Annotated in this window: 33 protein-coding genes; 6 read left to right on the top strand and 27 right to left on the bottom strand. The window is 63.9% G+C overall.

Annotated elements, in window-relative coordinates:
• Positions 1-48: 48 nt before the first annotated feature.
• Genes P9230_RS10155 through P9230_RS10130 form a run of 6 tightly spaced genes read right to left on the bottom strand, consistent with a single transcriptional unit; the run spans position 49 to position 5,603 of the window.
• Positions 49-1,524 carry a hypothetical protein gene (locus P9230_RS10155; protein ID WP_127847687.1) on the bottom strand — a complete coding sequence of 492 codons (1,476 nt, stop codon included), beginning with the start codon at positions 1,522-1,524 and terminating at the stop codon, positions 49-51.
• Between the two features lie 10 nt (positions 1,525-1,534).
• On the bottom strand, positions 1,535-2,284 hold the full coding sequence (locus P9230_RS10150) for a DUF2612 domain-containing protein (RefSeq protein WP_095825904.1): 750 nt from the start codon (positions 2,282-2,284) through the stop codon (positions 1,535-1,537).
• Positions 2,285-2,290: 6 nt separating this feature from the next.
• Entirely contained in the window at positions 2,291-3,727 is a 1,437-nt protein-coding gene (locus P9230_RS10145) for a baseplate J/gp47 family protein (RefSeq protein WP_127847686.1), read from the bottom strand.
• A 3-nt stretch (positions 3,728-3,730) separates the two neighbouring features.
• Complete coding sequence (locus P9230_RS10140) at positions 3,731-4,081, bottom strand: hypothetical protein (protein WP_095825902.1); 351 nt, start codon at positions 4,079-4,081, stop codon at positions 3,731-3,733.
• Positions 4,081-4,743 carry a hypothetical protein gene (locus P9230_RS10135; RefSeq protein WP_095825901.1) on the bottom strand — a complete coding sequence of 221 codons (663 nt, stop codon included), beginning with the start codon at positions 4,741-4,743 and terminating at the stop codon, positions 4,081-4,083. Before P9230_RS10135 ends, P9230_RS10140 begins: the two co-directional genes overlap by 1 nt.
• Positions 4,740-5,603, bottom strand: a complete 864-nt coding sequence (locus tag P9230_RS10130; RefSeq protein ID WP_127847685.1) for a hypothetical protein — start codon at positions 5,601-5,603, stop codon at positions 4,740-4,742. Before P9230_RS10130 ends, P9230_RS10135 begins: the two co-directional genes overlap by 4 nt.
• Before the next feature lie 35 nt (positions 5,604-5,638).
• Between P9230_RS10130 and P9230_RS10125 the strand changes: the two genes are divergently transcribed.
• Positions 5,639-5,824: a hypothetical protein gene (locus P9230_RS10125; RefSeq protein WP_095825899.1), complete on the top strand. Its 186-nt coding sequence runs from the start codon at positions 5,639-5,641 to the stop codon at positions 5,822-5,824.
• 189 nt (positions 5,825-6,013) lie between these two features.
• Entirely contained in the window at positions 6,014-6,481 is a 468-nt protein-coding gene (locus tag P9230_RS10120; protein WP_095825898.1) for a hypothetical protein, read from the top strand.
• A gap of 182 nt (positions 6,482-6,663) precedes the next feature.
• Here P9230_RS10120 and P9230_RS10115 read toward each other — a convergent pair whose 3' ends face one another.
• The 12 genes from P9230_RS10115 to P9230_RS10060 all read right to left on the bottom strand — a co-directional run bounded on the left by P9230_RS10115 (position 6,664) and on the right by P9230_RS10060 (position 15,565).
• On the bottom strand, positions 6,664-6,972 hold the full coding sequence (locus P9230_RS10115) for a hypothetical protein (RefSeq protein ID WP_095825897.1): 309 nt from the start codon (positions 6,970-6,972) through the stop codon (positions 6,664-6,666).
• Positions 6,972-7,547, bottom strand: coding sequence for a phage baseplate protein (locus P9230_RS10110; RefSeq protein ID WP_127847684.1), 576 nt, complete (start codon positions 7,545-7,547; stop codon positions 6,972-6,974). Before P9230_RS10110 ends, P9230_RS10115 begins: the two co-directional genes overlap by 1 nt.
• The gene (locus P9230_RS10105) at positions 7,547-9,664 is read right to left on the bottom strand and encodes a phage tail tip lysozyme (RefSeq protein ID WP_095825895.1); all 2,118 of its coding nucleotides are present in this window, start codon (positions 9,662-9,664) and stop codon (positions 7,547-7,549) included. The genes P9230_RS10110 and P9230_RS10105 overlap by 1 nt, the downstream gene beginning before the upstream one ends.
• A gap of 93 nt (positions 9,665-9,757) precedes the next feature.
• Positions 9,758-10,267, bottom strand: a complete 510-nt coding sequence (locus tag P9230_RS10100; protein WP_210235279.1) for a hypothetical protein — start codon at positions 10,265-10,267, stop codon at positions 9,758-9,760.
• Between the two features lie 8 nt (positions 10,268-10,275).
• The gene (locus tag P9230_RS10095; RefSeq protein WP_095825894.1) at positions 10,276-10,707 is read right to left on the bottom strand and encodes a hypothetical protein; all 432 of its coding nucleotides are present in this window, start codon (positions 10,705-10,707) and stop codon (positions 10,276-10,278) included.
• 33 nt (positions 10,708-10,740) lie between these two features.
• Positions 10,741-12,699: a DUF3383 family protein gene (locus tag P9230_RS10090; protein ID WP_278118704.1), complete on the bottom strand. Its 1,959-nt coding sequence runs from the start codon at positions 12,697-12,699 to the stop codon at positions 10,741-10,743.
• Positions 12,700-12,724: 25 nt separating this feature from the next.
• The gene (locus P9230_RS10085) at positions 12,725-13,456 is read right to left on the bottom strand and encodes a hypothetical protein (RefSeq protein ID WP_095825892.1); all 732 of its coding nucleotides are present in this window, start codon (positions 13,454-13,456) and stop codon (positions 12,725-12,727) included.
• Positions 13,456-13,728 (bottom strand): hypothetical protein, encoded by a 273-nt coding sequence (locus P9230_RS10080; RefSeq protein WP_095825891.1) that lies wholly within the window; start codon positions 13,726-13,728, stop codon positions 13,456-13,458. Before P9230_RS10080 ends, P9230_RS10085 begins: the two co-directional genes overlap by 1 nt.
• Before the next feature lies 1 nt (position 13,729).
• Positions 13,730-14,122: a hypothetical protein gene (locus tag P9230_RS10075; RefSeq protein ID WP_278118701.1), complete on the bottom strand. Its 393-nt coding sequence runs from the start codon at positions 14,120-14,122 to the stop codon at positions 13,730-13,732.
• Between the two features lie 6 nt (positions 14,123-14,128).
• Positions 14,129-14,710, bottom strand: coding sequence for a hypothetical protein (locus P9230_RS10070; RefSeq protein WP_095825889.1), 582 nt, complete (start codon positions 14,708-14,710; stop codon positions 14,129-14,131).
• Between the two features lie 17 nt (positions 14,711-14,727).
• Positions 14,728-15,171, bottom strand: coding sequence for a hypothetical protein (locus tag P9230_RS10065; protein ID WP_095825888.1), 444 nt, complete (start codon positions 15,169-15,171; stop codon positions 14,728-14,730).
• A gap of 4 nt (positions 15,172-15,175) precedes the next feature.
• Positions 15,176-15,565, bottom strand: coding sequence for a hypothetical protein (locus P9230_RS10060; protein WP_278118698.1), 390 nt, complete (start codon positions 15,563-15,565; stop codon positions 15,176-15,178).
• 77 nt (positions 15,566-15,642) lie between these two features.
• Between P9230_RS10060 and P9230_RS10055 the strand changes: the two genes are divergently transcribed.
• Positions 15,643-16,050, top strand: coding sequence for a response regulator (locus P9230_RS10055; protein ID WP_095825886.1), 408 nt, complete (start codon positions 15,643-15,645; stop codon positions 16,048-16,050).
• Here the strand turns inward: P9230_RS10055 and P9230_RS10050 are convergent.
• The 7 genes from P9230_RS10050 to P9230_RS10020 form a co-directional block, all read right to left on the bottom strand.
• Positions 16,040-16,465: a DUF4054 domain-containing protein gene (locus P9230_RS10050; RefSeq protein ID WP_206516946.1), complete on the bottom strand. Its 426-nt coding sequence runs from the start codon at positions 16,463-16,465 to the stop codon at positions 16,040-16,042. The two genes, P9230_RS10055 and P9230_RS10050, sit on opposite strands and share 11 nt — an antisense overlap.
• Positions 16,466-16,490: 25 nt before the next feature.
• A complete protein-coding gene (locus P9230_RS10045; protein ID WP_127323414.1) occupies positions 16,491-16,925 on the bottom strand; it encodes a hypothetical protein in 435 nt (144 codons plus the stop codon).
• A 331-nt stretch (positions 16,926-17,256) separates the two neighbouring features.
• On the bottom strand, positions 17,257-18,984 hold the full coding sequence (locus tag P9230_RS10040; protein ID WP_095825938.1) for a SulP family inorganic anion transporter: 1,728 nt from the start codon (positions 18,982-18,984) through the stop codon (positions 17,257-17,259).
• Positions 18,985-19,116: 132 nt separating this feature from the next.
• Positions 19,117-19,386, bottom strand: coding sequence for a helix-turn-helix transcriptional regulator (locus tag P9230_RS10035; protein ID WP_095825883.1), 270 nt, complete (start codon positions 19,384-19,386; stop codon positions 19,117-19,119).
• 671 nt (positions 19,387-20,057) lie between these two features.
• Positions 20,058-21,152, bottom strand: coding sequence for a hypothetical protein (locus P9230_RS10030; protein WP_206516945.1), 1,095 nt, complete (start codon positions 21,150-21,152; stop codon positions 20,058-20,060).
• A gap of 59 nt (positions 21,153-21,211) precedes the next feature.
• Positions 21,212-22,162 carry a hypothetical protein gene (locus tag P9230_RS10025; RefSeq protein ID WP_095825882.1) on the bottom strand — a complete coding sequence of 317 codons (951 nt, stop codon included), beginning with the start codon at positions 22,160-22,162 and terminating at the stop codon, positions 21,212-21,214.
• Between the two features lie 72 nt (positions 22,163-22,234).
• Positions 22,235-24,214, bottom strand: coding sequence for a DUF2213 domain-containing protein (locus tag P9230_RS10020; protein WP_278118694.1), 1,980 nt, complete (start codon positions 24,212-24,214; stop codon positions 22,235-22,237).
• Between the two features lie 78 nt (positions 24,215-24,292).
• On the opposite strand from P9230_RS10020, the gene P9230_RS10015 reads away from it, so the two are divergent.
• From P9230_RS10015 to P9230_RS10005, 3 genes are read left to right on the top strand one after another with little or no spacing between them, the layout of a single operon-like run.
• The gene (locus P9230_RS10015; protein ID WP_095825880.1) at positions 24,293-24,571 is read left to right on the top strand and encodes a type II toxin-antitoxin system RelE/ParE family toxin; all 279 of its coding nucleotides are present in this window, start codon (positions 24,293-24,295) and stop codon (positions 24,569-24,571) included.
• Positions 24,571-24,882 carry a HigA family addiction module antitoxin gene (locus P9230_RS10010; protein WP_095825879.1) on the top strand — a complete coding sequence of 104 codons (312 nt, stop codon included), beginning with the start codon at positions 24,571-24,573 and terminating at the stop codon, positions 24,880-24,882. The genes P9230_RS10015 and P9230_RS10010 overlap by 1 nt, the downstream gene beginning before the upstream one ends.
• 12 nt (positions 24,883-24,894) lie before the next feature.
• Complete coding sequence (locus tag P9230_RS10005) at positions 24,895-25,278, top strand: hypothetical protein (protein ID WP_127323413.1); 384 nt, start codon at positions 24,895-24,897, stop codon at positions 25,276-25,278.
• A gap of 15 nt (positions 25,279-25,293) precedes the next feature.
• Here the strand turns inward: P9230_RS10005 and P9230_RS10000 are convergent, their stop codons facing one another.
• Together P9230_RS10000 and P9230_RS09995 are read right to left on the bottom strand one after the other, a co-directional pair.
• Positions 25,294-25,995, bottom strand: a complete 702-nt coding sequence (locus P9230_RS10000) for a phage minor head protein (RefSeq protein ID WP_095825936.1) — start codon at positions 25,993-25,995, stop codon at positions 25,294-25,296.
• A 198-nt stretch (positions 25,996-26,193) separates the two neighbouring features.
• Positions 26,194-26,340 carry a hypothetical protein gene (locus P9230_RS09995; RefSeq protein ID WP_164747237.1) on the bottom strand — a complete coding sequence of 49 codons (147 nt, stop codon included), beginning with the start codon at positions 26,338-26,340 and terminating at the stop codon, positions 26,194-26,196.
• Positions 26,341-26,373: the final 33 nt, after the last annotated feature.

Below are 26,373 nucleotides of genomic sequence, written 5' to 3'. Positions count from 1 at the left end.
CCGAATGTGTGTGAGTGGTTGGCTTACGCGAGGGCGACGATGCCGCGATCAGTCGAATTCGAAGATGACGACCACACCGTTGCCGCCGGCCCCGCCGGCGCCGCCGCCGTCGCCACCACCGCCGCCGCCGCCGAGAGAGCCCGGACCGCCGGGCACCTGGACGCCGGTCGAAGGAGTTGCGCCGCCGTAGCCGCCGCCGCCCCAGAACGAGGTGCCCCCGCAACCGCCTTCATGGCCTGAACCAGGCGAGCCGCCACCGCCGTGGACCAAGAGGGTTCCGGCGGTTCCGGTTCCCACCCCTTGGCCGCCCGCTCCAAATGAGTTGGTGCCGCTGGAAGAACCGCCAATGCCGCCGGTAGCGACGGCAAGAGCGCCGAAAGAGGTGGTTCCTCCGGAACCGCCGATGAGATCGGAACCGGATGATGGATTGGGGACGCCGCCGGCACCGATGGTGACGGTCTGCTGCGAGACCGGGCCGAAATAGACCGCCGTTCCGCCCGCGCTTCCGCCGCCGCCGGTGAAGCCGTTTGTCGTGGCATTGCCGCCGCCTGCGCCGCCTGCGCCCGTGGCAAATACGAGCATGCTCTTGGCACCGACCGTGGGAGTGTAGGTTCCGCTCGCCGTAATGACGCGCATGGCCTTCATCGCGCCGGGGAGAATAGCGGCGAGCGCCGAAAGGGTGACCTCGCGGTCCGCACCGTCCGCCACCACGTGCAGCGGAAGGCTGTCGTTCAAGGAAAGTGCGCCGGTGGGTGCCGGCAGAGTCGTGATGCTCAGCGAAAGGACCTGCTGATCGGTCGCGGCAAGGCCCGCGTTGGCGGCTACTGTCACAGCCGGGTTGAGCAGACGGAACGACGTCGTCGCGTTGTTGAACTCGAGGATGCCCGTGGCGCTCGCTGGCCATTGCTTTGCCGTCAGCGCGGTCCCGTCCATGTTGACGATAGGATGTGTACCGAGCCCGTCAATGTTGCCCGTCATGGCGCCGTTGTTGTCGAACGCGGCCTTCTGGACGACGAAGATCTGGCCGTCGACATAAGCGCCCGGCGCCGGCAGGACCGTGGCGGTGCAGACATTGGCCGAGCCCGCATCGGTACCGACCATGATGGGCGCGGATGCGGCTCCGATGTTGACCCAATTCGCGCCGCTCGTATCAGGGTCGGACGTATTGTCGTCGGCCGTGCTCAGCCAAACGACGCCGGTCGCCGCGCCGGCCAGCAACGCGCTCTTGGGATACCCGCCGATCGCTGCCGAGAAGGCCGGATCGTAGGGGACCAGACCGCCTGCATTCTGCCACTGCGACCATTGCGTGATCTGCTGCAGAATGCCGTTCATGTCCTGGCCGAACGGCGGCACGCCCCCCGACCCGACCGGCAGGAAGTTGAGCGGCGGAAAGCCGTCGGTCAGGGAGGCCGCGCCATTCACAATCCCGATCTGCGAGCCGAGCGGGATGGAGCGGATGTAGCTCGGGCTCGCCGAAGCTCCCCAAGCGACGGGGAACTTGGCAGGCAAGGCGGAAAGCTTCATGGAGGGATCCTTAGATGATGACGACCGACGCCTTGACGCCGGTTGGCTTCGGCAAGACGCCGGAGTTCTGGACGATCGCGAGTTCGACAGGGGTCAGCTGGAAGGCGAAGGTGTAGGTCATCGTCATCGTCTCGATCGACGAACCAGCGTAGAACGATGCCTGGTTGAAGCCGACGGAGTTCAACGATTCCTCGAAGCCGAACCATGTCCCGTAATTGCCGCCCTCGGTAACGTAGGCGTTGCCCCTGTTGGGGAAGAGGCTGAGCAGGATCTGGTTGATCGCCGGAATCGAGCCGTTGGTGATGTTGGCTGCAGCCTTGGCGAAGATGAGCCGGCGGTATGCCTCGTCCGACAGCGCGAAATTCGAGGTGAGCGGAGCGCCGGAATAGAACGCGCCTTGCCCGAACGGATCGGCACCCGGCTTAGCCTCATCGAAGCCGAACCAGTCCCCGGTCGTGACCTGCAAAACCCGGCTGACGCCGACGATGCGGCCCCAGACGTCGAGCCCGTAGCCCTGCGCCGTGTCGACGTTCCAGATGTAGTCGAAGAACGCATCGAAGTTGGCCGTCTGGTCGAGATACGAGAAGATGTTCTCAATCAGCTGCGTCAGCGTGGGCGCATTCGCATACTGGCTGATGACGGTGCGCCAAACGTCGAAAGGCGGGAAATCGCCGATCGGGCTGATGCCAATGGCGAATTGGCCAAAGCCGTTCGGTATCCCGGCCGGTGGCCTGGGATAGGGAGGTCCTGTGTCTTCCATGATCGATCAGGTCAGGGTGACGAAGATGTCGTTGGGGGAGATCGTCGGCACCTGGTCGATGTCGACGGCGATGTCGAAGCGATTGGGGATCGCGGCCGTCATGGTCTCGATTGACACGTTCTTGTTGTTCGAGACGACATAGGTACCGGTGCCGCCCGAGCCGGTGCCGAGCGCGGTGATGGTGGTGCCGACGGTCAGCGCGCCGGTGGTGTCGGAAATGATCTGCCCGACCGCCAGCGCCCCCGACGCAACGGCGGAGACCGTCAGTACCGTTCCGGCGATCTGGCCCGTGAAGACGGCGCTGGGGTTGTTGTTCGAGCCTACCTCGATAGAGATGATCTGCGCCCACGAGCCAAGGGCGGCCACGGGCGCGTAGAAGCGGCTCGCAAATAGCGTGGTACCGATCTTCGCGCGCGGGCCACCATCGCCCCCAGAAAAGGCGCTGACGATGGCATTCTGGACTTGCGTCGCGGCATCGGCGGGGACGAGATGCGTGTTGACGATGTTGACCGCGAACAGGATCGCCAACGGATCGGGGATCTCGAAGCTCACCCGATAGGCAGGGTACGGCGGGACATAGCCGGGGCTCTGATCGTAGACCGTGACCGTCGTATTGCCGTTGTATGCGCAGCCGGGCGCTTTGCGCGACCAGATCGCTTGCGCGACATCGTCAGCGTCGCCGCCGACCACCGCGACATAGAGCGAGTTCGGATAGATCGAGACGCCGCCGATGGTCTGGACGTCATTGCTGGCGTTCTCTGTTACGAACGCATCGATGACGTTCGGCACCGCCAGCACCGCGCCCAGGACCGAGGGAAGCGAGCCCTGCGAATTCAACGCGACGGAGGCAGCACGGCGCGCCTCGAAAGCCGACCGGCTCTCGACATTGTTTCCCAGCACGCCGTCATCAGGGTTCGTGATCGAATCCCAGCCGGGGATCGCTCGGTAAATCTGGTCGAGGCTTCCGGCAGGGCATGGGATCGGCCCGACCACCAGGCACTCGAACGGCAGGGTTACAGTGCCGTCGACGCCGATGACGCCATCCTCGGTGCACAGATACTGGTTGCCATCTTCGGCAAGGGCCAGCGAGCCCGTCGGGATGGCGACGCCCGGCAAGCCACTGCAGAGCGCCTGCACGACCGTCGGCTGGGCCGGGTTTCGCTCGATGAAGTAGATTCGCGCGATCGCATCCTGCATCCGGCCGGTCGCATAGGCGGGATCAACCTGGTTGGTGAAATACAGGAACGTCGAGTTGACCTCATCGATTACTGCCGTTTCGCTGCTGGCGAACTGCCCCTGCGGCGTGTTCAGCGCGGGGTTGAGGACGCCGCCGAATGCTTCGTTGATGTCCTCGGTCACGCCGGCGAGCACTTCCGCGGCCGACGGGATCAGGAAGCCCGTGTCCGTCCACTGCGGCGGGGGAACGTTGGTGATGTCGGCCATGTGCTAGAAGCCCGCTGCGGTGATGTTGCCCGCCTCGTCCGTCACCTGCACTTGGCCGGTGACAGCCCGATCGGTCCAGGACTGGATGAAGGTCTGCGCCGAGACGACGCCGGGCACTGTCAGCGCCGCGCGATTGAAGTAAGCCTTCATGAGCGAGACCGGCGGCGCCTTGCCCAGGATCTGGTCGAAGTAGGGAATGCCCTGAGTGGTGTCGTAGTAGAGCTCGCCCGCGAACAGCCTGATCGCGCTCGCCGCGTCCTGCGCCAGCGCATAGGGCTCGTCGGCAACAGCGATGTTGCCGGACGCATCGGCCACCAGGTCCCAGGTGTCGGCGTCAAGAAGAAGCGTTTTCATCAGGTTCCCGGCTCCGGGGGGCCCGACGTCCCGCCACCTGGCTGGACGTTGGTGTGGAGGTGGTTGAGGAGGCTGATGTTCGCGCCGCCCGATCCCGCAATGACGTCGCCCGTCACGAGCAACTGCGCGGTGGTGATGGTGATGGAGCCGGCGGCGAACTCGATGATCTGCCCGTTCTTGTCGAAGAGCTTGATGCCGCCCTCGGTGAACTGGACGGCCTGGTCCTGGTTGGCGGGATTGGCGATGGCGCCCTGGTAGATGCCGTCCGACATGTTGCCGCGCCGGAAGCTGCCCGGGTTCGACTGCGCTCCGCCATTGGCTTTCAGCGCCGAGATGTCGCGGTCCGATATCGTCATGTGGCCGATGTCGCCGACCTTCGGATCGTTGATGATGCCGTTGGTGCCGCCCTGGTTGCGCATCGTGGCGATGCCATAGATGACGCCGTGGGGCGTCTGGTTGCCCTGCCCGTCGGTCTGATTGATCAGCGGCATCACATCCACCGTGGGTGGCGCGCCGACGCCGCCACCGTGCACCGCGACGACCTTGACGGGGATGCCCGTGCGCGCCTGCGCCAGCTCCTGGCGAATGAGGAAGCGCAGCCGGTTGATCTCGGCGGTGTCGTCAGACGTGGTCTGCTGACCGAAATAGCCTTGGCCACTCATGCGGGCGCCGAGGCATCAACCGCGATGCATTCGAGGAGCATGAACCACTTTCCGTGGGGCATCATTGCCTCCAACTGATACTCGAGGCGGTTGACCTTCCATGTGCCGTTGGCCGGCGTCAGGTCGCTCTGGATTTGCACCTTGCCCTGATACTTCACAGCCGGGTTGTAGAGCGCGCGGACCAGCACGAAGGCCTGCTGGAAGAACGGGTAGCCGACCATGCCGGTCTCTGCCGAAATCAGCACCGTATCGCTGTTTCGCGCCTTGCCGGGCGGCGTGATTACCATCGTGCCGCGATCGACGCCGACGTCGAAGCCGCCGTCGCGCGCGATCGCCAGCATCTGCGTCCACGCCGTGCCCGGATAGTAGGGATTGGCAAACTTCACCTTGACGCCGGCGTCTTCGAACGCCAGGCCCATCTGCCCCGCTAGAGATTTCATCATCTGCGAGGCATCGCCGGAGCCCTTGATGCTCAGCGGCGGGATCGGCTTTGCGGCATGGAAGACGCCCGGGAGCGAGCTGATCCGAAAGCACACGTCGGGCATCGCCTGCGCGTCGACATAGGCATAAACGATAGTGCCGGTCCACACGACGTTCTGGCCGGTCTCGTCATCTCCAGCGAGCAACGAAATGCCGTTCTTGTACATCTGGAGATACTGTGAACCGACGGTGGATAGCTGGTTCATCAGAGCCAGCGGCAGGCCCCAGATCGAAATTTCCGCTTGCCCCGAGCCTTGCCCGGCGTTGACGATGTTGCAGGCGACGCGCAGCCCGAATACCTCTGCGGTGTTGCCGCCGCCTTCAAACTGACCGTTTGCCAGCTCGAACTCGACGGAAATTCGCTTCTGGCTGAACGCCATCTCGATCACCGCCTCACATGAAGAAAGTTACGCCCATGCCGAAAGTCCTTGCCGCCGCGAGCGCCGCCCTCCTGCTTTTCACCGTCGCGCCGGCGCTGGCGAAGCCGAACAAGGCCACGCTCGAAAAGACCTATCTCGACCTCAATGAGCAGTGCCGCGGCGGCTCGGGCGATGATCCCGACACGATCAAGGCGTGCGATCAGCGGTGGCGGCGCAGCTGAAGCAACTCCACACTTGCTTTGCCGGCGACCGGTTCCAACGCTGCCGAGCTGATTAGTTGAGGCCGGCCGCCATCGCCTGAGCTAATGGAACGTTCGCTCCGCCAACAAGTTGGATGGGGGCATGGATTCGCTCACGCTTTGTTGGGAGGCGTGGAGCGCAAGTCCGGGCACCTTGAACGAGTAACGCTAATGCGTCGTACGATTTTGGCCTGCGTTTGCATTCTGTGCTCCACTGCCTTGGTCCAGGCAAAGCCGTGGCAGCATTTCGGGGTCAAGGAATTTGGTTTCGTCTTTGATGTGCCACCCGGGTTCGCGCTGGCTCAGCGTTCGGATCAGGGCGCAGCTTTTGAAGGCGAAAGGCACGCGTTCCTAGCCGTGTGGGGTGCTCGGCTGGGCAAAGCCAGTTTCGAAGCCGAGATCGAGCATCGCATGGGGCAGGACGAAAAAGACGGTTGGAAATTGACGTATAAACGCCTGACGCCGAATTGGGCCAGCTATTCGGGGTTCAAAGACGATCAGATCAGGTATGTTCGCGCCATCCAAGTATGCGCCGACCGCGCGGCGCTGTTTACGATCAACTACAGCCGTGACGAAAAAGTGCCCTACGATCCGGTTATAGTTCGCATGGTCCGGTCTTTAAGGGCGGAAGGGTGCTAGGCCCACAGATCATTTCGCCGCTCGGAGCGGGCGTGGGCTAGAAGCAGCGGCCCGACAGTTCCGCGTTGGGGTGCGTTCGGTCGAACTGCCGGGCCTGCCGGCTCTCGGTGTAGGGGACAGAGCCGGCTGAGGGCGAGCCTAAATTAGCATCCACACATCGATACCTCATTTGCACTGATTTCCTAGCGCGCCGGAAGCTCGCTCGCCGACACATAGGCGAGGCTGTAGCGCGTGCCGAGCCCGGTATAGTAGGGGTCGGTGTCGCCCTGGTTGTCGATGAAGATCAGATCGCCTGAAAAGCCGAAATAAAGCGACCGGACGATCCGGTTGAGGTTCTGGCAGATCACGCCGCCGATCACGAGCACATTGTCGACATAGAGGTCGATGAACAGGCCCGTGTTCTTCTGATAAAGGCTGATCTGCGAGACCTGCCCGTCCAGCGTCACGCCGATCGCCTGGTTTGGCACCGCCTGCAGTGGGATGATGACCATCAGAAGCCTCCGGCCGGCAGCCCAGACGATGTCTGGAATTGCGCGAGCTGCGCGCTGCACGCCGGCGCGGTCTGGACAGTGCCGCCGTTAATCTGAGAAGCGCCGCTCGGATCCTGGGTGTTCGACATGGCGGCACTGACGGCCTGCCGCACTTCGATCAGCCAGATATCGACCGACAGAAGCCCCATCCCCTCATTCGAGCGCCGGCTGTAGTCGTAGTGGGTGATGTTGCAGGAGAGGTAGACAGCCTCCGGCGTCACCACGTCATAGAGGTTGGTGTCGCCGGCGACGGCCGCGATCGACGCCAGCATCGCGGCGCGGTTTGCGGCCGAGCCGCCGGCGGTGAAGCGCAGCCGAGCATCGTAGGGTATCTGGACCTTGTCGTAGCTCTGAAAGGCCCCCTGCTCGACCGGGAAGTCAGAGATCGACCATTGCTGGCGATACTGCACCTCCACGATGTTATCGGCGATGATCACCGGCACACCGCCGAAGTAGATGCCCCAGGGCTGCAGGCCGAACGCGCTCGACAGCAACCCGACGGCATCCTGGGTCAGAAGTTCAAGAATGCCGGCCATCACGCCAATCCACTGTTTGCCTGCGCGGTGAACAGACGGCGGCTGAGCGCGTCGTTGATGTCGGCCGCAACGCCGTTGGCATCAGTCGCCTGGCTGTGAATCTCGACCTTGCCGATGTGGGCCTCGACCGAGCTGTTCGACGTCGTGGCCGTGTGCGTGCTCGAGATGTTCGACAGCGCCGCCGATGCGGCGCCGGTGTTGATCGCCTTCATGCCCCGGTAGGTCCGGCCGGTGTAGGCGTCCATGCCGCTCCAGGCATTGTAGCCCTCGGCGCGCTCGAACATCGATGCACCGGTAGCGCCCTGCGCGTCGGTCTTGGCATTGCGCAGCATGCTGCCGGCCCGGCTCTCGGGGCCGTTCAGTTCGGACAGAACGAACCGATACTGCGTGTCGGCATCGTTCCAGTCTTTGCCGCGCGCCTTCGCGAAGGCCATGAGGCGCGCCTTTCGCGAGCCCAGCCATTGCGCCACACCAGACGAACCGATGCCGTTGACGGTCGAGGGACCGCCGGCCGCCTCGACATTCATCCAGCGCGAGATGAGGCCGCGCGCGCCGGCATCTGATAGGCCGCCGCCCGTGAGGGTCTGGTAAGCCTGCGATTGCCGTTCGGGCGTCCACCAGCCCCGGGTGCCACCAGAGGCGTGCTGGGGGCCAGTAGGACCGGTGCCGCCCACCATGCCGCCGACAAGGCCGCCGGCCTTGGACGATGCGCTGCCGCCGCCGAACGCAGCGCCGATGCCACTGAGGAGGTTGCTCCAGAAGCCGCCGCCAGAGTTGCTTTGCTCGGCCATCGTGACCGGAACCGGATTGCTCCTCGAGATCGGCTTGCCGTCGACCGCGATCTTGTCGTCGGCATCCTTACCGGGATGGCTTCCCGGCGGCTTGCGCATGTGCGCCATGACCCAATTGCCGATGGTGCCGTGGTCGCCGACATGGGGATCGGCGCGCAGGTGGGACCCACCCCATTTGATTGCGGCTGCACCGGCAAGAAGCATTCCAACGCCCGTTGAAATCGTGCCGAGAAACCCCAGGCCCGCGCGGGCACCGCCTGCCGCGACACCGCCGGCATCTCCCGCAGCGAGCATGCGCATATTGGCAAGAACGCGCAGAAACTTCGCGCCGAGCCACAGGCCGAACAGGATCTCGGTGACATGGACGATGCCGCCGACCCCGTCGACCACCTCTTTCGCGCCCGACGCGAAATTCTGCATGCCGGTCTGGACGGCGTTCCAGTCGATCTTTTCGAGCCAGTCGACGAATTTCTTCACCGCGTCGACGACGCCGGTCTGGATCCAGGCCTGGTTCTTGTCGATCCATGCTGACATCTTTGCCGCCGCATCGACCAGGACCGGGCCGAGCTTGTCATAGATGGCGTTGGCGAGCGCGATGATGTGCTGGAGGAGCTCGGCCCAGCTCGCTTGCAGTTTCTGCGCGGATTCGATGGCATCGTTGCTGGGCGACAGGCTCTTCTGGAGCTTGTCGAGATAGACGTCGATGCCCGCGCCCATCTTGTACATGAGCTGTTCGGTCGCCGGGTCGATGCCCAGCGCCTGCGCGACATTGTGCGCCGCGCCGGCGTCGATCTGGTGCAACCTCTGCAGAGCCGCTGCGACATCGGAAAGGTAGCGATCGAGCCCATGGTTGGGGTCGATCCGCATGCCGGTCCAGGCCTGCAACTGCGAGAATTCGCGCGGCAGCGCCTCGCCGTTCTTGTTGAGGTTGTAGAGCTGCTTGTTGACGCGCTCCAAGGTCGACGCAGTGGCGTCGGCCGAGCCGCCGAAGCGCTCGGCCGCATTCTCCCAGGCCGCGATGCGCTGGGGCGATTCACCGAGACTCGAGGCGAAGCGGCCAAGCGAGGCGTCTGCATTGGTGAGCTTGCGCACAAACTCGCTGAGCGCCTGGCTGCCCGTGATGACGGCGAAAAGTTCGAGCACGCGACGCGTGATCAGGTTGACGGTCTCGGCCGCCTTCTTCGAACTCTCCTCGACATCCTTGCCGCCCTTGCGGAAGGCGTTGACGGTCTTGAGCCAGCTCTCGGACGTCTTCTTCTGCTGATCGGTGAAGTCCTTGGGATCGAGACCGAGCGTGACGATCAGGCTATCAATGACCGTTGGCATTCTCGTCCCTTTTCCTCAGCAGCATCAGGTTGTGGGCATCGACCATCGCCACCTCGAGAAGGTCGTGGACGTCCTCGATCGACAGCCACTCGTCTAGCTCGCGGAGCGAGGTTTTGCCCTTTGAGAGAACCTGACCGATGGCTCGGGTGACGTTGCCGTATTCGAGGAGATGGACACCGGCGACTGTGTCGAGATCGATTTCGACTGGCCGCCGGCTGTAAAAAAACCGACGTGAAGGTTGATCACCTCCTGCCGCAGCTGGATCAGCGTCGCGATCTCCTCGACGTCGCCCTCGATCAGCGGGCGCTGAATGGCGGGATTGCGGGGATCGGGCTTGATGGTGACGCATTCCATCATCTCGTCGAGCAGCGGCTCGGCATCCTCGAAAGCGATCTTGGTGATCGCTCGGATGCCGACGATGGCGATGCCCTGCATGCCCATGCCGGCGAAGTCGTCGGGGAGCTCAACGCCGGAGCGCGTCACGGCGAGCAGCGCGCGCATCGCCCATTTCTCAGCGCGCGTCGCCGGCATTTCGCGGATGTGAAAAGTCTTGCCCTGGTCACGGCCGTCGTCGGCGATGGTGACGTCGATCTCTTTACGCATGGATTACCTCAGTTCGGGACGCTTTGAACGCTCTGCCAGCGGATCGCGAAACGGCGGGGCTGCAGGATCTTGGCCGCCGCCGGCATCGGCGGCAGGCTCACCAGGAAGCCCTTGGTGGAGATGTAGGAGCGGCCGAGCGACGGCAGCGTCGTCGAGCCGTTGGCTGTGTAGACGTCCTTGGCCTGCACCTGCGTCGCCGCCCATGTTTCGAAGAAGGCGATCGACGGGGAATCGGCCTGCAACACGAACGTCTGGTTGATCGGGTTGTAGACGAAGCCACCCGACAGGATGCCGTCGACGCCCATGGCGGTCTCCACCTGGTCGACACTGTCCATGTCGTAGATATTGTCGGTGGCGAAGCCCTGCAGTTGAACCGGCGTCGAAAAGAGGTTCGGCACGGCAAGGGTGATGACCGCGTTCGCGGCGGTTAGGGTCGACATGGTCTGGCTCCTGACGGGTGGGGTGGTTGCCGCTTACTGGACGAGGGTCGAGGTCAGCTCGATCTGCTGGACGGACTCGCCGTCCATGTACCAGAAGTTGATCGGCGGGCTCTGGCGGGCCTGGCGCACCTGCGGAGTGGCGTCCTTGACCTGGAGGTACCAGCCTTGCAGCTGGAGGGTGTCGCTCGCCTTCACGCCGGCGGCCGAGTTGATCTGCGCGATCTGGAGCGCCGATAGCGTCACGCCGGCGCGGATCGCGCCGAAATTCAGCGCCTGGTTGATCGGGTCGAGGCAGGCCGCCTTGATCAGCTCATAGCCGGCCGCGTTATACGGAACCGAGTTGATGTTCTGGAGCAGCTCCATGAGGGAGAGCTGGAGCTGGTTGTTCAGCCAAATCTGGTTGATGTAGCTGTCCAGCCATTCGAACTCGCCCGACACCGTGCCGTTCTGGAACTCCAGGAACTGCTGCGCGGCCGTCGCGTAGGCGCCGTAGAAGTTATAGCCGTTGGCGATGAGGTTGCTCGCCACAGTCGCGGTGGTGACGCCTGCCACCAGGCCATCCTGCCCCCGGAATGCGAAGGTGATGCGGCCGTTGGTCTGCTGGAAGTCGATCGAGGCCGCCGCGCCGCAGATGAAGGCCGCGATCTGCGCGGGCGTCGTGATGCCGCCGGCGGGATGGTAGATGGCGCAGGTGCCGTCGAGATTGGCGCTCGAGATGATGTTGCCGAAGCTCGACGTCGCATCGTTGCCTTCGGTGGGCGTGATGTCCGTGTCCCAGGCGATGTAGGCATAGCGCTTGTTGGTGTTGTTGACCCATTCGGCAAAGGCCTGCTTCTGCGCACTGCCCGAGCCGCCATCGGGGTCGAAGATCGTCATGAACGTCGCCCAATTCTGGGTGAGCTGGGTGATCGCAGCCATAAAGGCGGCTGGCGTCGTTCCATCGGCGCCCTGAGAGAGCGTCGCGCCGGTCGCCTGGGTCAGGAAGAGGCCAGCCGCGACCAAGCCGGTGGCGAAGGCGGCGGACGACGCCGCACCGACAACGGCCGAGGTGATGACGAAGCCGCCGGAGACGGAGTCATAGGTGACGTCCAGCGGCGTGGCCGACGCCGTGATAGCGCCGCTCGCCACCGTCTGGGTCTCGTCGACGAAGTATGTGCCGGTGAGGCCCTCGCCGCTGCCAAGCTGCACGATGCGCGTGCCAGCCGTCACCCCTGCACCGGCAAGCGTCTGGCCGACCGCCAAGGTGCCGCTTGCGAGCGCAGTGACCGTGAGGGTGCCATAGGTTGCCGAGACGGCGGTGCTGGCGACCACCTGCTCGATCGACACGGCATATTCGCCGATGCCGCCGGGCGTTCCCGACAGCTGGTCGGTGATCTGCGTGCCGGCCGACACGCCAGCGCCGGAGAGCGCCGCCCCTGCGACCAGAACGCCCGACGTCACGCCGGTCACATACATGACATTGCCGGCGATGGAAGCGGTCACGGCTGCCGTTGCAGGGGCGATGGTGCCCGTCAAGGTGGCCGATTGCGGAGGAGCGGAGTTCAGGTCGGTCTGGATCAGCGCCGCGGCGGCCGAGAAGCTGTTTGCGCTCGACAGATCGATCGCGTTCGCGGTGCGCACATATCCGTCGACGTTGACGCTGAGCGTGCCGCTCAAAGCCTGGAGCTGCGCCAGCGAGAGCTGGTCGGCCTTGCCGCCTTGCAGATAGGCCGGGACCGACGCGGACGCATACTGCGCGAACAGGATCGTAGCAGGCTTCTGAGTCGAGTTGTTGAAGCCGTTGAAATAGACCGCCGCGATCTCGGCCTCTTCCGAGGACGGGCCGAAGAAGTTCGACACCGACACACCGTCGTTCGGAAACGAGAGCACCTGCCCAATCGGGACGCGGGTGTTTTGGGTCAGCACGAGGCCGTTCATCACGAGCGCGTTGCCGCCCGCGTTGAGAACGTTCGGAACGACGTTCACAAGCTGCGAGGCCGGGATGGTCGTCATGGACCAGGTCCTTTCTGTTTGAGGGTCAGGCCGGGAAAGTCGTTTCGACGTTGGCGACGTCGATCACGGCTTGGTCGGCGAATTGCTGTGGCAGGCCAATTGCCTGGTTGGCCTGCAGGTGCACGTCGACGACGTAGCGGGTCTCGTATTGCTGCTCGCCGTTGAAGAACGGGACCTGCTTGGGATCGTCAGCATAGAGCGGCGCGCCATCCATGCCGGCATCCGCGAAATACCGAGTCGCCCGCTCATCGCGGATCAGGGTGGCGATCGTCTGCGCCATGTCGGACGCGCTGCCATCGGACGCGCTGTGCACGTCAAGCTGGATGACGACGTCGGTGGGTTGCACGATGGTCTCGGCACCGCTCGACAGGATCTGCGCTGGCACGGTCTGCGCCGGCGTGATGGTATAGGTTCCGACGCCGCTCGGCATACCGCCGGTCTGCTCGCTGATCACCGTGCCTGCTGTCACCGGCGTTCCGAAGACGCTCGCCCCTACCAGGAGCGCGCCGAAGGAGACCTGAGTGACCGTCATCACCGCATCGGCGATGGAGGCCTCAAAGGCGCAGTCCTGATAGGTGTCGACGTTGGTCGAGAGGCGACCGCGGCGGCTCACCGTCATGGTGACGAAATCGCCAGCCGGCTCCGGGACGCGGTTGTCTTGCGCCGAGATCACTTCGACGCCGGCGGGCAGGTATTGCAGCAGAAAGCCGCGCAGGACCGTCTGGATGCCAGACTGGCTGGGGACCGGGCCGCTCATCAGACGCTGGTGCCGATCCCGCGCACCGTGGCCTCGCCGGCACCGACCGGCTGGCACCAGACCTGGTCGCCGGCGGCGAGCGGGAACGGAACGAAGCTCTGGGAGAGCAGGACGCCGTTCGAGGCACCCTCCGCAGGCTGGCTGTCGGCGATCGCTGCCAGCACGCCGCCTATGCTTGTCACCTGCAACAGAGCCGATGAATAGTTGGCCCCGTCGGCGACCTTAGTCCACTGGCCGGCGGGGCATGGCACCATGAAGGTTCCGTTCGCCATATCAGGCTCCATCCATTTGCAGGGTCACGGCGCACTTGCACCAGCCGGGCCACGACTCGAGCACGAGTGCTACGAGCCAGGTGTCGCCTTCCGGGAAAGTGCCGGCGGGGAAGACAAAGAGATCGCCGCCGACTTGCAGCTCTCGCACCACGCCGAGGGCCGAACCGTTGAGGTAGACGGCGCGGCGCACGCCCTGAATGTTGAGCCCGTCGAGCAGCTGCAGATCGTTGTAGGTAAGCGACTGCGCCTGCAGAGAGACGCTGGGCACGTCGACAAAGCTCGGGGTGCGCGTGCCGTCGGCCGCCGTGGTGTAGCCGCTGGACCGTTTCAGCCTGGCGGTCACGAACGGGTTCACCGTCCCGATCGCCGCCGAGACGATCCCGTGCAGGTTCATGGTCGATCAGCCGACGCGGTAGACCGTGAAGGTGCCGGCGCCCGTGTTGCGGAAACGCAAGATGCCGCTCGACGGGATCGTGGGGCTGCTGTGCGCCGGGAAGTCCATCGACCCGATCAGCGTCATGCCGTCGTTGGTGGTGATGGTCGCATCCTCGGCATCGACGATGGAGGTGTTGATCACCGAGACATCGAAGGAGTCGTTGAACGGGAAGTCGGCCGGCAGCGCCGCTTGGAGGGCGGCACCGGTCGGGAGCTGCTGCAGGGAGGCCGCGCCGCCACCCTGGTCGATGGTGATGATGCGGGCGAGCAAATCGGCGGGCGTGAGCGTGCCGGAGACGGTGTGCGCCGCCGGATCGCCCTGCGTGCTGCCGACCTGCGCCGTGGCGGTCCAGATGGCAGCGCCAGGGGTCGCGTCGACGCAGACAAAGGCAGTGTCGGTCGCGGTGTTCACCCAGGCCGAGCCGACCTGATAACCCTCGCTCGAGTCGTCGGTGGCGGCCGGATCGGTCACGGCCGAGAAATTGTTCTTGAATGCCAGGTCGGCAGGAATGTCGCCGAGGTTGCTCGAGAAAAGGATGGCCCTCATCGTAGTGGTCTCCGGGTTCAGGATTTCTTGACGGCATAGTCGACCGACGCCAGCATGTGGCCGGTGTCGACGAGCTGCTTGTCGTTGCCCTTGCGGGCGATGGTGGCGGGCTGCAGCGGCGGGCCGTCATAGGCGGTGATCGCCGCCTGCAACTGGCCCTTGATGGCCTCGCCCGTCTGGCCCAGCGTCTTTTCGGCGTCGTAGCCGTTCGCGACCAGGAGATTGCCCACGGCGTCGGGCCATTCGGGGCTCTTGTCGTCGATCATGCCCCGGAAGAACGGGCGGGGTGGCGTGTCGCGGGTGCCAAATTCATTCAGCGCCGCAACCAGCGGGACGGAAGTGCCGTCGGGATAGGTCGCGCCCTCCAGGAAGCCGACGTCGACCGAAACGGCATTCTGGAGGTTCTTCGCGATCTCGGCCAGCTTCGCGGCGAGCTTGTCGCCGCCGGAGAGCTTCACCATCGCTTTACGCGCTGGGTGCGCTCTGGTCGCCGGGCTGATCGGCGGTTTTCGCCTTTGCCTTGGCCTTCGCGTCAACCGCGGAATCGGCGGGGCCGGTAGCTCCGGTGGCACCAGTTGCGGCGACGTCGGCCGCGGCGCCGGTCGCTCCGCTGTCGACGGCCGCGCCGGTGGCGCCAGTGGCACCAGTGGCACCGATTGTCTCGGTCGCGCCCGTCGCGCCGGTCGCCCCTGCCGCACCATCTGCGGCCGCCGTGGAGGTGGCGGGCGTCTCCGGCGCATCCACAAGCGGTGCCGGGGAAGCGAGGCGCAGGCTGCGCTCAAGGGTCTGGATGCGATCTTCCGCATGCTTGCGGAAGACGCGGAACTCGCGCAACAACTGAGCAAGAATGTCCATGAGAATGGTCCTTTCACTTATATCGCTGGAACTAAAGCACTCGTTGCGGGTTAGCGGTGACCTCGGGGACGCCTCACATGAGCAACGGCGCTGTTCTGGTCGTTGAAGACGAGACAATGATCTTGCTCGATCTTGAAACAGGGCTGGAGGAAGCGGGCTTCGAGGTGGTCGGCGTTGGCAGCGCATCTGCCGCTATCGCGGCATTTGACGAAGCGCCGGACGCATTCAAAGCGCTAGTTTCTGACGTACGTCTTGGCCCCGGTCCCTCCGGTTGGGAGGTCGCTCGCCATGTACGTCAGGTTAATTCCACGATCCCGGTTGTTTATGTCAGCGGCGATAGCGCCAGCCAGTGGGGCGCCGAAGGCGTTCCGAACAGCATCATGATCACCAAACCGTTCTTCATGCCGCAGATCATCACGGCGATATCCACGTTGATGAATGAACAGCTCCCAACCGACACACCCACGCAACCCGCTAGCGATTAGGCCAGGGGTTGTAGGCGCGTCGCGGTCCGGGCATGTAGCGCATGGTCCGGTAGGCGGCAGTGGCCTGCCAATAGGCCGCGCCGAACGCGGTTTGCATGAACCAGGCGTTGTTAGGCGTAACGGGGAAGTCGGCCTGCACCGACACGCTGCCCTCGGCAGCATTCGAGACGCGTCCCACGATCCCGGCCGGCGCCTGACCGTTGGCGCCGTACATGAGCTGGCAGATGTGGGCGACCATGAGGTTGAGGAGCGTGGTCTGCGTCTCGGTCTTGGTGACGGGGCCGCCGCCGTCATTGCGGCAGTAGAGCGTCGCAACCGGGAGCGCGCCCTGCAAAACCTGCGGCTGGCTGAGCGTTGCGAACTGAGGGTAGATCGCGATGAAGTTCGCGAAGCTGAACTCGACGATAACGCCCACGGCGAACCTCCCTGGGGGTTGCGTGTCAGGCCGCGGCATCCGCCTTGTAGGCCTGGATGCCACGCGGCAGGTTGTGGGGATCGATCGGCTCGAGTCCCGACTTCTGCGCCTCATGCTCCTTGATGAAGCCCTCGACCATGTCAGTCTCGGTATGGGCCCAGACGAGGTTGTTCCTGACCGCGTCGAGGTCCTTGTTCTGCTCGAGCCACTTCTTGAAGAAATCAGCATCGACGCCATAGGTCAGGGCGTAGTCGCTGTCCTGGGCCATCGGGGCGGGCTCCTTGCGGCGGTCGAAGCGGCGCAGGTAGCCTTTCAGGACAACGGGCTCGCCGATGACCTGGGCGCGTTTCACCTTCCGAAAGCTGCCGCCGGCGGTCGGTTCGTTCTGCTCGACCATCTCGTGAAGGCGCAGAACGAGGCCATGCGGAAGCTTGCAGGCAACAGTGACAGTCGTGGACATTGATTTACTCCGGTTGGTGGAAAAACGGTGGCCGTCGCCGATGGCGTCAGTGGAGCGGATGCTGGGAATCGAACGCAGCTCACAGCCGTGGGCGGCCGTTTTGCTCAGAGCATCCGCGAAGATGATGGTGCCCCTCGCCGAATCCAATCGCCGATTGCCGGAGAGTTCGGTCTGGGTGATAATCGGGCGCTGTTTGTGCCTCGGGCATAGAAGAGTCGGGACGGCTCGACTGCTCGCTACCCACCTCAGTCCCGTTTAGTCAGAGCCCCGAACTCATACGCCAAAGCCTTCCGTCCCCTGCTGCCTGATCGCCGCGCGCGCCAATCCGAAGCTAGCCGAGCCGCGTCTCCGCTTTTTCGTCCAGCTGCGCCCGCGCGTCACGGATCGAGGCGGCATAGGTCACCAGCGGCCGCTTGACGCCATGGCTTATCAGTGTGCGCCTCACCTGCGACGAGGCGCCCGCGATGATGAAGCGTCCTCCGGCCCGCCCTGCCTTGTGCACGGTGCTTTCAATCACGTTTGCCGCGGTCGAATCGAGAAAAGGCACTGCCGAGCAGTCGAGTATGAAGTTCTTGCTCTGGTCCGCGATGCGGTCGAGCACCGTGGCGACCGTTGCCGCCGCGCCGAAGAAGAAAGCACCGGATATGCGATAGATGACGGTGTCGGGATCCGTGGCTGAGCCAAGATCGTAGGCGAGGCGGCCGCCGTTCTCATCATCGGCGCGGTCGTCCGTCACCGGCGGGACATGCGCTTCTACCTCGACCGAACGTGCCATCCTACCGATGAACAGCAAGGCGCCCAGCGCAAAACCGATCACGATGCCGGTGGTGAGGTCGCGGAAGATGACAAGTCCGAAGGTTACCAGCAGCACCAGGGCATCGCCCCAGGACGATCGGATCAGCGCCAAGAAGGCGGGCTTCTCCACCATGTTCCAGGCCACGGTGGCCAGCACCCCGGCGAGCGCCGCCAGCGGGATGTAGCTGGCAAGCGGGGCAGCCACCACCATGAACAGCAGCAGAAAGGCGGAATGGAATATCCCCGACAACGGTCCATGCGCGCCGGCGCGGATGTTGGTCGCCGTGCGCGCGATCAGTCCGGTCACGCAGATCCCGCCGAACAGCGCCGAGCCGATATTGGCGATGCCCTGCGCCACCAGTTCGCAGTTGGAGCGGTGCCGTCGGCCGGTCATGCCGTCCGCGACCACGGCCGACAGCAGCGATTCGATTGCTCCGAGCAGGGCAAAGGAAATTGCGTCGGGTATTGCGGAGACGAGCTTATGCGCGTCGAAGGCCGGCAGAGTCGGGTCGGGCAAGATCCGCGGAATGCCGCCGAACTGGGTGCCGATCGTTTCGACGGGAAGGCCGAGAAGCGTCGTGGCGAGCGAGGCCGCCGCCACCGCGACCAGGAGGCCGGGCCATGAAGGCCGCCAGCGCTTCATGCCCACGATGATCCCTATCGTCAGCGTGGCGACGGCAATGGCCGCTGGATTTACCGTTCCGGCCGCCCTGCCAAGTGCGATAAGCCTGGGCAACAGGTCGCCGGGCTCCTTCCCCGGCAGAGTGAGGCCGAACAGGTCATGCAACTGGCTGGACAGAATGATCACGGCAATGCCCGCGGTGAAACCAACGGTCACCGGATAGGGAATGAATTTCACATAGGCGCCGAGCCTCAGATAACCGGCCGCGAGCAGGAAGGCGCCGGCCATGAGCATTGCCAGGATCAGTCCGTCAACGCCGTGCTGATCGACAGCGGAGGCCACGACCACGATGAAGGCGCCGGCCGGCCCGCCGATCTGGAACCTGCTGCCGCCAAGCGCGCCGACGATGGAACCGCCGATGATCGCCGTAAACAGTCCGCGCTCGGGCTCCACATGCGAGGCGATCGCGATCGCCATCGACAGCGGCAGCGCCACGATGGCGACTGTCAGGCCGGCGATCACATCCGCCCTCAGCTGCTTGAGGTGGTAGCCCTCGCGCAGCACCGTCACCAGCTTTGGTGTGAACAGCTCGGCGAATGTCGGCCGTGCTTGATGGTGAATTGCAGGCCGAGCCTGATCCATGACCATATTCCGCTCCAAAGGGCGGCGGGATCGTCGGCTGCATGTCGGCGGTCGCCGTCGCGATAACTGTTGCGACCCCGCATTGCGCTGCCCGAAGCCGGCAAGGGTTTCCGGGGCGGATGCGGTTGCGGCTCAGCCTTGCGGGTTCTGCGCCACGGTGGCCTTGAGGCGTACGCCCCTGCCGCCGCGCTCGCTGGTCTGGTTCTCGCCGATCAGTTCCACGCCAACCTCGTCAAGGGCCTGGATGACCTTCATCAACGTGTCGACAACGCCTCGCACGACACCCTCGCTCGCCTCCATGCGCTGTATCGTCGGAAGCGAAACTCCGGCGCGCTCGGCAAGAGTTCGCTGGTCGATACCGGCCAACGCCCTCGCGGCGCGCATCTGCGCAGCAGTGATCATCGGCCAGAACCTTTGTCTGAGTCTGCGGTATCAATGGATAATACAAATATCATGATGCTTCAAGCCTCATTCATTTTGGATGAGACATTGGCCACTCGCTGTCCGTAAACGGCCTTGCGCCGCTGCAGCAGCCGAGCCTCAAGCCAGCACAGCGCAGGCAAAACCCCCGCGGCAGCCGGCAAGCAGGCAGGACAAGCTGCGGAGCCGGCAGCGGCTTTGATCCCAAGGAAACATCGGACCAGATGATATGGCCATGATTGAACGCGTCTTGAAAAAGGTTCTCGCGGTTAACGCGCATGCTGCTGAGAGGGAATGGTTAGCTTCAATTCTGCTCGGCGCTTTCAGGCTGGAACCACGGACGAGGCAGGTTTGATCGCCCACGGTGCGGAGATCAAGCGCCGATAGGTGCTATGCCGACGGGAACACCAGTCGAGATGGCAGAGACCGTGAAGGCGAGCAAATCATTGCCCGCCAACAAGAACTGGTGAGCAGACTTGCGGCACAAGCGCGTATGTTGTTGCCGTATGACGCTGTAGTGTTCCTGCAATCCTTGAAGCCGTGCAGCGGTCGCCTGTCTGGAACGCCTTAGGCGCAAGCCTACTTCGTCCCAGCCCCAAACCAGTGGATGAATGCGGCTCGTATTGGGGCGCGCAATACTATCTCTACGCCATCTAAACGCCCACCATCTGGGAAATGCCCGTCGGCTGCCGGATGATCGCGCCCCAGGTGCCGCTGGACATTTTCTTTTTCCACGAGGAGAGCGCGCGCACGATTGGATGAGCGCGGAGCTTTTCGTTAAACGCACAATAGCCGGTCTGCTGACCATCGATGCCGTCGGCAATGAACTGAACCACGTTGCCGGCTGAGATGCCCGTCGGGTTGATCGCTGTCTCCGCCCTATATTGCACCGCCGAGACGACGCGAAGGTTCGGGAAGTTTTTCTTGAGCAGGTCCTCAACATTGACGTTGAACGAGTTGGTCGCGGTCATGGCAAGCTGCGATTCCGGCGACATGGCCAGTGTCATCTTGGTGTTCTGGTCGACCAGGCCGGCTGTCTGGGTAACGAGCTGCAGCCACAGTGATTGGAGGTCGGAATAGATCTCATTCGCGGTGGCGACGATCTGGCCGTTGTTGATCCATTTCACGCCGCCGTAAGCCTTCGGCGCCGGGGTGATCGGAGCCGCCAGGTTCGGATCGTTGAGAAGGCCATAGTTCTGCAAGCCCTGCACGCCCTTGAAGTAGGTCGTGTTGAGGAATCGTGCGAGCACCGTGACGCCGGCGCCATCCACCTCGCCAACCCAATTGACGCGGCCAAGGCCGGCGCGCTCGATTTCCAGCTCGCCATACTCGGAAATCGTCTGGAACAGATAGGACTGGCGCTGCGGCCAATTCATGTTGGCGCCGGCTCTGCCGTTGTCGTTGTAGTCGCCATAGCTCGACACTTCGCCGGTCTGCTCAACGACGGGGAACATCGCCGTCTGGTCGATCCAAGTGCCCTTTCGAATTTCGCCGAAGATTTCGGCAGCTTTGGTTGGGGCGAAAAGGATGCGGTAGACCTCAGGATCCACAAGCGTGGTGAGGAACGCCGGAATGCCGGCGTTCGGTGCTGTCGCTAGCTGAGGCTGTGCATCCATCGCGAGATGATTGGTGCGGAACGCCTCGACGATGTAGGCGCGTGCATCGGGAAGGTAGATACCGGCCTGCTCGAACATCGAGCGATGCTGAGTCCACGCCGCAGCGGCCTGATCGAAGTCGTGAAATTTCATGGTGGTTATCCTCACAGATCGCCGACTTGCGGCGCATGGTTTCGAGATTGACGGCGGGTTTAGCCCTGAGGCCAAGAGCTGATCTTCATCAGCTCGCCGGGCTGCGCGAAGGAACGCACGGTCCACTTAGTTTCAACATTGGTGGCCGCGGTGAGCGCAGCCGCGTTGACTATGGTGTTGACATCGACCGCATAGGTGCCAGCGCCACCGGCTGGGCCAGTGAGCTGCTGGGTAATAGTGGTGACGGCGGTGATGCCAGCGCCGGTCAGCGTGTCGCCGACGCCGAAGACGCCAACGATCGTGCCGCCCGCCGTGAACACGCCATAGGTGCCGGAAATCTCTGTACCGGGGTCGACGTCCTGGTCGGGGATGTTGACCGCATACGTGCCCACACCGCCCGGGGTACCAGTGAGTTGCTGTATGATCTTGGTGCCGGAGACGACGTCGGTGCCCGAGATCGTGGTGCCGGGGCAGATCGTGCCCGAGTTGACCGTCGTGACCGTCAGCACATTGCCGACGATGGAGCCCAGGAAGCCGCTGGTCCCGGCTGCGATGGAGCCGGCCGAAGTGGTCGCGCCATTCGGCGAGCCGGACGGAGCAGCGGTCGCCGTGCCATCGGCATAGTTGGCGTAGACCTTCTGGCCGACCAGGGCAGGCGTCGCGCCGGCGTTCTTCACCCAGAAATCGCCTCCATCGAAGACGGTGATGGGAAAGCCGGCCGGGACCAGCATCGTCGATTCCTGCAGGTATTGCTCGATCAGGCCCTGCTGCTCGCGATGGACGAAGCCTGCGACCGGGCCGGTGCCGAAGGTGTTGACCACGGCCGGCGCATTGTCGCTGTCGGCTTGGACATAACTCAGCCAGGCGAAGCGGCCGATGACAGCACCTAGCGCGCCGCAGACCAGCGCGCCAGCGGCGGCAAGGACTGTAGAGCGGGGATTGGTGGAAGCGAAATCGCCCTCGACAGCGGGGGCGGGATTGTAGGCAACCTGCGTCTGGAACCCAGACATGGGCGATCTCCTAAATGAAAAGAGCCGGCTTGCTGGCCGGCTCGACGGGCTTGGAAGGGAAAGCCGCTCGCCTTAGAGCGACTTGACGATGTGGGTCTTGGCGGCTGGGAAAAGCTCGTAGAACGAGTTCACCCCGGCAGCGTCCAGGGCGACGGCCGGCTTCTTCGGTGCGCCGACGCTAGGTAGCGGCTGGGCCTTGAGAATGGCCGGCAGTGCCGAGGGATGGACACCATCGATGTTGACGCCGAGTGAGGTGAGCGCGGTGCGATAGACGGCATCCGAGCTATCATGGGCCATGGCGAGCTTGCCGATGTAGGGACGAACGGCCTCCTCGGCGGCGCGCACTTCGGCGGCCGATTTGAGCATCTCGGCGCGGACCTCGGTCTTGGCCTGCACCACAGCCGCGGCGATTGCCGCGTCCATGGCCTTCTTGTCGACCTTGTCGTCATCGTCCTCGTCGCCGTCTTCGGCCTTTTTCTTCTTCTCGTCCTCGTCCTCCTCCTCTTCGGAGTCCTCGGCTTTCTTCTTCCTGTCGTCCTCCTCCTCGTCGTCTTCGTCCATGGCTTCCTGGACCTCCACCTCGTCGAGCGCGACGAGAACCCCCTCGAGACCGTCGAGCTTGGCGTCGGTGGCGAGCTTGCCCTCGGCGGCCTTACCGACTGCCTTGAGGATAGCGGGGCGCTTGGCCTTGAAGTTTTCGGCGGTAACGCCCGCGAGAGCCGCGCTGACATCGATCTTCTGATCGGCGGCGAGCTTAGGCATGACGTGGGCAAGGATCGCGCCGTGGGCGACGGACGCCATGCGCGACAGCAGTGCTGCTTTCTTCATCGTGATGATCTCCATTTTGCTGTCGCCGACTACAACATCAGGCCCGGCGCGGCCTTCCTCGACCAAGGCGACGTGATTGGCGGAAATGTCCCGCATCACGCCGTCGTAGGATTCTCCAGCCAGCGTGCCGGGCGTCATGTCGGCCCGGTAGCGATAGCTGCTCGAAAGTTCTTTCTGCCGATCGGATTCGATCAGCGCGATTGCAGCGCCATCCCAGATGCTGAGCGGCGCCATGAGATAGGGGGCATGGAACTCGACGGCATCGCCGAGCGCGCCGACCACGGCTTCGCGCGGGTGCTCCTTGGCGCTGACCGGGATGTGCTTGAGCAAGAGCGGCTTGCCGACGAAGGTCGGGGCGGCTTTCGCGAGCTCGTCCGCATCGCGGTACAGGCGATAGATGCGCTCGGGATCGAGCGCCAGCGCCTCGAAGTCCGGGATTTCGCGGCCATAGTAGGGGCAGATGTTGGCCTTTGAGATCGGCGTCATCTCGACGCGCAGATGGCCGTCCTGGTCGAACGAGCGCACGCTATTGCGATCCATGGCGAGCGCGTCGTTGGCCTGTGCCACCGCGTCCGTGCCGCGGCATTCGTCGCACACGATCCCAGGTCCAGCGAGTTCGCCGGTGCCGCCGCAAATCGGGCAAGCGCCCTCGATCACGATGTCTTCGCCCCTCGTCCACTTCACGAAGTTGGAGCGCAGCGAGTCCCATGCCTCAGGCGACATGTCGGCCGCTATGCCAAGCCGCTCGCCCAGCATGTCGCGCAGGCCCGGATGCAGCGGCTCGGGCAGCGAGCGCAGGGGAGCCCAGGCATAGCCGGAATGTTCGTCGGTCAGCACCGGCGCGAATTTCGTCTCGACGGCCTGAGCAAAGGTGTGATGCACCCAGCCATTCGGGGTGCCGCGCGTATCGATGAGCTGGCGCGCGCCAGACGGCAGCGTGCCGATCTCCTCGGTGGTCTCGCGCGCCGCCGTCGTCTCGGCGTCTTCGCCTTCATCCGACTTGCCACCGGGCCAGCACCAATGGCCGGGCCAGCTGGTATCGGTCGACGAGCGCCGGAGCACCAGGACATCGCCATCGGGCGCGACCAGCATCAGCGAGGCCGCCTGCCCCGTGCTGTCCTTGCCGACGAACTCTTCGCCGACCGCCTTCGGGATGCCGAGCACGCCTCGACCCTCGGCCGCTGCGTACATGGCGCGGCGCTGGGCCTCAGACTTCGCAGGCATCGAAAATCGCTCCTTAAATGTAAGGCTTGACCTCACACTTTGGTTGACTTATGTAAGGTAGCGCCTTACACTCTAAGCATGATCAAGACGTTCCGAAACAAAGCCCTGCAACGCTTCTTCGAAACCGGCAAAGCACGCGGTCTCAGCGTTCAGGACGACAAGCGTGTCGCTCGCATCCTGCGGGCCTTGGAAGCGGCGGCGCGGCCGCAGGACATGGACCTTCCCGGCTATCACTTCCACGGCCTCTCGGGCCGCGACAAGGGCCGCTATTCGGTCCGCGTCACAGGCAATTACCGCATCACGTTTGCATGGGACGGCGAAGACGCAACCGAAGTCGAATTAGAGGATTACCACTGATGAACACGACACCCATCAAGCGCGGCCTGCCCGCGATGCATCCCGGCGAGCTTCTGCGCGAAGACGTCATTCCGTCGCTCAATGTGTCGAAGACCGAGATCGCGAAGCTGCTCGGCATTTCGCGTCGCACGCTCTACGACATCCTGGACGAAAAGCAGCCCGTCACGGTGGCGATGGCTCTCCGCATTGGAAAGCTGGTCGGCAACGGCCCGGTGCTTTGGCTCAACCTCCAGCGCAACTATGATCTGGAGCAGGCCGAGAAGGCTCTCCGCGCCGAGATCGATGCAATCCCGACGCTGCACGCCGCTTAGGAAGGAAATTCGATGTTTCGCTGTATTGTGTCAGCTCTCGTTCTCGGTCTAGCGACGGCGCCGTGCCGTGCAGAAAATGCCAACGCGTTTATCTACAGCTACGGCCTCAAGACATGCGGTGCCTTTGTGGCTGCAGAGGGAGATAACCATCCAGGCAAGGCCATTCTCAGAATGGCCGATGGCAGGAAGTTTTTCGACGAGAGCGCGAACTTCATGAATTGGGTGCTCGGCTATCTCAGCGCCGTTAACATGATGCGCGCCCCCGGGAAGCCCAGCATCGAGCTCGATAATGCTGCCGTCGATCTGTGGCTCCGGAACTGGTGCGACGCCCATCCGACCAACTCGATTTTCGACGGCACCCTTGCCCTTGTCGCGGAGGAAAACAAAGCGCAGTGACCGCCCGCCCCTCGGTCATGAAAAGCCCTTGATGATCGGCTTGGCGACACAGCGGCATCCGGGCTCCTCGCCCGGCCGTATGAAGCGCTTGACGGCCGGGTCGTACCAGCCCGTCGAAATCTTGTAACGGACCTTTTCGCGGCCGGCCTGGACATGCGTGGGGCGAGGTTCCTTGCCGCCGCCGCTATGGTGCCACTCAGCCTCATCGATACCGAGTTCGAGCTGGCGCGCCGTGTTGAAGGCCGCTGTCGCCTTGTTGTTCTGGTCAAGCGCGATGAAGGCGGCCCGGCGCCGGGTGATGCCGGAATAGCGCTCGAGATCCTGCACCAGGCCGGCAAGGTCGCGGCCGGTCTGCACCGACCGCACCACCGCGCCTTCGACCTGGTCGAAATACTGCGAGGGGATCGACCTGATCAGCGCCACATTGGCGTGGATCGTCGCGTCCACGACGTCGCGCATCGCCGCCGTCATCTTGAATTCGACCGAGATGCCGCCGTCGCGCAGGATCTTGCGCAAGGCGGCGCTCGACCGTTTCTCGACCGAGAGCGCGAAATAGTCGCCGAGCTTCACCGCGGCGACGTCGAAGCGCTTGGTCCACTGCGCGGCAAGCTTGCGGATCGATCGGCGCAGCGCTTCCGCCGGCGTTTCATCCTGCGCTATGCGGGGCGTATTGGCCCGGTAGGAGGCTTTCAGCCAGTAGACCACGCTGTCGCTCATGGCGTCGATCAAGCGCGTCAGGCGGCCCCTGTAGGCCGTCTCAATCCCGACGTTGGGTCGGACGGGGCGAAGCACCTTTTCGTTGCGCTTGGCCGTCCGACGACTTTGCAGGCTGGACATCACGATCCCTCAGCGTCTCGGCGATCTCGCGATCGTCGGGCGTCTGTGCTTTGAGGAGTTCCCAGAGGTGGAGCGTGATCAAGCGGTGCCGGCGTTGTCAGTGACGGGAGCCGCACTATCTGCCGGCTCCTCGGGCTTGGCAACACCCGCGTCCCAAACAAACCGTTCCAACACGAGAATGGTTTGGAAGAACTTGTCAGGGTCGATCTCGCCCGGCGTGCTCATGCCCACCAGCTCGACCAGCCGGAGTCGGATTTC

Source organism: Mesorhizobium sp. WSM4887 (assembly GCF_029625865.1).
Lineage (GTDB): Bacteria > Pseudomonadota > Alphaproteobacteria > Rhizobiales > Rhizobiaceae > Mesorhizobium.
This window is presented reverse-complemented; position numbering and strand designations above follow the sequence as displayed.